Below are 3542 nucleotides of genomic sequence, written 5' to 3'. Positions count from 1 at the left end.
CGTTTAAGCTGGCTGCTCTACCTGGCCCAAGCAAGCGGCGGCGGTAAACAGCACATCGGTGGAGGAATTGAGCGCGGTTTCCGCCGAATCCTGCAACACGCCGATGATGAAGCCGACAGCAACCACTTGCATGGCAATCTCGCTGGGAATGCCGAACAGGCTGCACGCCAGGGGCACCAGCAACAGCGAGCCACCGGCCACACCCGACGCACCACAGGCGCAAACCGCCGCCACTACGCTGAGCAGCAGGGCGGTCGGCAGGTCGACCGCAATCCCGAGGGTATGCACGGCGGCCAGGGTCAATACGGTGATGGTGATCGCGGCACCGGCCATATTGATGGTGGCACCCAACGGGATCGACACCGAGTAGGTGTCTTCATGCAGGCCCAGGCGTTTGCTCAACGCCAGGTTCACCGGGATGTTCGCCGCCGAGCTGCGGGTGAAAAAGGCGGTGATGCCACTTTCACGCAGGCACATCAGCACCAGCGGGTACGGGTTGCGGCGCAGCTTCCAGTACACGATGGCCGGGTTCATCACCAGCGCTACGAACAGCATGCAACCGATCAGCACAGCCAGCAGGTGGGCGTAGCCGAGCAGGGCGCCAAAGCCGGAAGTGGCCAGGGTCGAGGCCACGAGGCCAAAAATGCCCAGGGGCGCGAAGCGGATCACCACCCGCACGATCAATGTCACGCCGTTGGACAGGTCGTCGACCACCGTGCGAGTCGTCTCACCGGCATGGCGAATGGCGACACCCAAGCCGATCGCCCAGGCCAGGATGCCGATAAAGTTGGCATTTACCAGGGCATTGACTGGGTTGTCCACCACGCTGAGCAGCAGGCTTTGCAGCACTTCACCGATGCCGCCGGGGGCGCTGACGGTGGCGTCATGGGTCACCAGCACCAGCGTCGAAGGAAACAGCGCGCTGCCAATCACCGCCACCATGGCTGCGGCAAAGGTGCCGAGCAGGTACAGGAACAGGATCGGCTTGATGTGGGTTTGTTGGCCCTGTTTATGGTTGGCTATCGATGCTATCACCAACACAAATACCAGGATCGGCGCCACGCCCTTGAGCGCCGCGACAAACACTTTGCCGATGAACCCGGTGGCCTTGGCCGCCTCCGGCGCCAGCAACGCCAGGAGGATGCCGGCCACCAGGCCGAGGATGATTTGCGTGACCAGGCTGACACGGGCCAGTCGTTGCAGGAGGGAGGGGGCAGCAGTCATAAACACTTGTCTCTAGTTTTTTGAAGGCACAGCGGCGCACGCAGAAAAGGCTGTAGGACGCGGGGACGCGAAGTCTAGCATGCTGTCACTCAGGGCCTGGCCGCTGCGACATTGCGTCACCCGCATCCCAGGGCCTTCGCCAAACCCGGACACACTCTGTTAAGATTCCCGCCTCTCATCTTTCCTCTCTGTCAGCGAGCCCTTCGGGCTGTCGTTGATGTCGTCGTTTCTGGAGTTTTCATGCTGTTTCCCATCCTGCTGCTGTCGGCCGCCGGTTTTACTGTGCTGACCACAGAATTCGTCATCGTCGGTTTATTACCGTCCATTGCCCGCGACTTGAACGTCAGCGTGTCCCAGGCCGGGCTGCTGGTGACCTTGTTCGCCTTTACCGTGGCGGCCTTTGGCCCGTTTCTGACGGCGTACTTCGCCCGTTTCCCACGCAAGCGCCTGTTCATCACCATCCTGATCATGTTCGGCGTGGCCAATACCGTGGCGGCCCTGGCGCCGAATATCTGGGTGATGGCGCTGGCGCGCTTGCTCCCGGCGCTGGGGTTGCCAGTGTTCTGGGCCTTGGCCAGTGAGACGGCGGTGGATATCGTCGGCCCGGAATACGCCGGGCGCGCGATCGAGAAGATCGGCTTCGGCATCGTCTGCGCCACAGTGTTCGGCATTCCGGTGGGGACGCTGATTTCCGATCTGTTCGGCTGGCGCACGGCGTTTGCCATCCTTGCCGTGGTGGCGCTGGCCAAGGCGCTGCTGCTGTTTATCTATTTACCGGTCACCCAGCCAAAGAACGATCAAGTGACGCTGCGCTCGCAGTTCAAGATCCTGCGCAACCCGCTGATGCAGGGCCATATCCTGTTATCGATCCTGGTGTTCAGCGGCATGTTCACCGCCTACACCTACCTGGCGGACATCCTGGAACGCCTGGCCGGGTTCGACGGTACGTTGGTGGGCTGGTGCCTGATGGGCTTTGGCGCAGTCGGCTTGATCGGTAACTCCCTGGGTGGGCGGGCAGTGGACCGTCACCCATTGATCGCCTCCATGGTGTTCTGCGGTTTCATGATCGCAGGCATGGTGGCATTGGTGCCGGCGATCCACTCCACGGTCGGCCTGGCCGCAGCGATGGCGGTGTGGGGCGTCACCCAGGCGGCAATGTTCCTGGTCAGCCATGTGCGCTTGATGAAAGCCGCGCCCCACGCGCCGGCCTTTGCCGCATCGTTGAATATTGCCGGAGCCAACCTGGGGATTGGCCTGGGGGCGATGGTCGGAGGGCACGTGATCGACACCCTCGGCTTGGGCAGCCTGGGTTTCGCGGCGTCCGGGTTTATCCTGGTGTCGATTCTGCTGGCGCTGTGGCTGATGCGCCTCAAACCAGCAGTCGCGACCAGCGCCTGAGGCCTCAGGGCAGGGTGGTAAACAGCGCCCGTCGAGCACCTTCGGTAATGGCCACGATGCCGGGGTGCTTGACCTTGCGCTCCACCGAGATTGCGTAGAACGACTCGGTGACCGCGTCGGTCTGGCCGATCAGCGCCACGCCGTATTGGCGTACCACCTCATCGGCGATCACGCTCGGCGCGATGAAGATCCCGCTACCGGATTGACCAAATGCCTGCATCAAGGCGCTGTCGTCGAACTCGCCGATGATCTTCGGTTGAATCTGCTGTTCGGCAAACCAGCGCTGCAAGCGGCTGCGCACCACGGTTTCCGCTCCCGGAATCAACAACGGCGCGCCCTGCAAACATTGTGGGAAGTCGCCGTTGTATTCGTCAGCCAATGCCTGGGTGGCGAAAAAGCTGATGCCGCACTCACCCAACTTCTGGCTGTAGCCCTTGATGTCCAGGTGTGTAGGCATTGGGCTATCGGAAATCACCAGGTCAAGGCGCTGGATCGCCAGGTCGGCCAGCAGGCGTTCGAGTTTATCTTCGCGACAGGTGATACGAATGGGTTCGCTCAACTCCATGGTCGGCGCGATCAGCCGATAAACGATGGATTTGGGCACCACATCTGCCACACCGACTCGGAACAGGATTTGCTGTTCATCGGGCTGGGCGCGTAGCAGCGCCTCCAACTCATTGCCGGTCTGGAACATCTGCTCGGCATACGGCAGCGCCCGGCGCCCGGCTTCGGTCAACTCCAACTGGCGCCCGACGCGTTGAAACAATGCTATACCGAAGGTCTGCTCCAGCAAGCTGATCTGCCCGCTGATGGTCTGGGGCGTGAGGTTCAACTGCTCGCAGGCGCGCACGATGCTGCCGGTCTTGGCCACCACCCAGAAGTAATGCAATTGTCGGTAATTGAGCATGGCAGCCTACACT

Annotated in this window: 3 protein-coding genes; 1 reads left to right on the top strand and 2 read right to left on the bottom strand. The window is 61.8% G+C overall.

All coding sequences use genetic code 11. From position 1 onward, the window contains the following. Positions 1 to 3: 3 nt before the first annotated feature. Positions 4 to 1224 carry a serine/threonine transporter SstT gene (gene sstT / locus ACRESD_RS15325; RefSeq protein ID WP_431751694.1) on the bottom strand — a complete coding sequence of 407 codons (1221 nt, stop codon included), beginning with the start codon at positions 1222 to 1224 and terminating at the stop codon, positions 4 to 6. Positions 1225 to 1464: 240 nt separating this feature from the next. Between sstT and ACRESD_RS15320 the strand changes: the two genes are divergently transcribed. Beyond that, positions 1465 to 2622 carry an MFS transporter gene (locus tag ACRESD_RS15320; RefSeq protein WP_431751693.1) on the top strand — a complete coding sequence of 386 codons (1158 nt, stop codon included), beginning with the start codon at positions 1465 to 1467 and terminating at the stop codon, positions 2620 to 2622. Positions 2623 to 2626: 4 nt separating this feature from the next. Here the strand turns inward: ACRESD_RS15320 and nhaR are convergent, their stop codons facing one another. Continuing rightward, positions 2627 to 3529, bottom strand: a complete 903-nt coding sequence (gene nhaR / locus ACRESD_RS15315; protein ID WP_431751692.1) for a transcriptional activator NhaR — start codon at positions 3527 to 3529, stop codon at positions 2627 to 2629. Positions 3530 to 3542 lie beyond the last annotated feature (13 nt).

This window comes from Pseudomonas sp. (assembly GCF_050739995.1).
GTDB lineage: Bacteria > Pseudomonadota > Gammaproteobacteria > Pseudomonadales > Pseudomonadaceae > Aquipseudomonas.
Note: the sequence above shows the minus strand (reverse complement) of the source record. Positions and strands in the feature narration are given on the sequence as shown.